At 53.3% G+C, this 765-nt stretch carries 1 protein-coding gene; it reads left to right on the top strand.

Annotation, left to right across the window (positions count from 1 at the left end):
- Window positions 1-50 precede the first annotated feature (50 nt).
- Window positions 51-748, top strand: a protein-coding gene (locus E2L05_RS20580; protein WP_103215986.1) for an IS1-like element IS1A family transposase whose coding sequence is annotated in 2 segments (ribosomal slippage) — window positions 51-300 and window positions 300-748 — 699 coding nt in all. Because the reading frame shifts where the segments join, the coding sequence is not laid out codon by codon here.
- The last annotated feature ends 17 nt before the right edge of the window (window positions 749-765 follow it).

Raw genomic sequence — 765 nt, 5'->3', positions numbered from 1 at the left:
TGCTGCCAACTTACTGATTTAGTGTATGATGGTGTTTTTGAGGTGCTCCAGTGGCTTCTGTTTCTATCAGCTGTCCCTCCTGTTCAGCTACTGACGGGGTGGTGCGTAACGGCAAAAGCACCGCCGGACATCAGCGCTATCTCTGCTCTCACTGCCGTAAAACATGGCAACTGCAGTTCACTTACACCGCTTCTCAACCCGGTACGCACCAGAAAATCATTGATATGGCCATGAATGGCGTTGGATGCCGGGCAACTGCCCGCATTATGGGCGTTGGCCTCAACACGATTTTACGTCACTTAAAAAACTCAGGCCGCAGTCGGTAACCTCGCGCATACAGCCGGGCAGTGACGTCATCGTCTGCGCGGAAATGGACGAACAGTGGGGCTATGTCGGGGCTAAATCGCGCCAGCGCTGGCTGTTTTACGCGTATGACAGGCTCCGGAAGACGGTTGTTGCGCACGTATTCGGTGAACGCACTATGGCGACGCTGGGGCGTCTTATGAGCCTGCTGTCACCCTTTGACGTGGTGATATGGATGACGGATGGCTGGCCGCTGTATGAATCCCGCCTGAAGGGAAAGCTGCACGTAATCAGCAAGCGATATACGCAGCGAATTGAGCGGCATAACCTGAATCTGAGGCAGCACCTGGCACGGCTGGGACGGAAGTCGCTGTCGTTCTCAAAATCGGTGGAGCTGCATGACAAAGTCATCGGGCATTATCTGAACATAAAACACTATCAATAAGTTGGAGTCATTACCCA

The organism is Meridianimarinicoccus aquatilis, assembly GCF_004358675.1.
Taxonomy (GTDB): domain Bacteria; phylum Pseudomonadota; class Alphaproteobacteria; order Rhodobacterales; family Rhodobacteraceae; genus Meridianimarinicoccus; species Meridianimarinicoccus aquatilis.
This window is presented reverse-complemented; position numbering and strand designations above follow the sequence as displayed.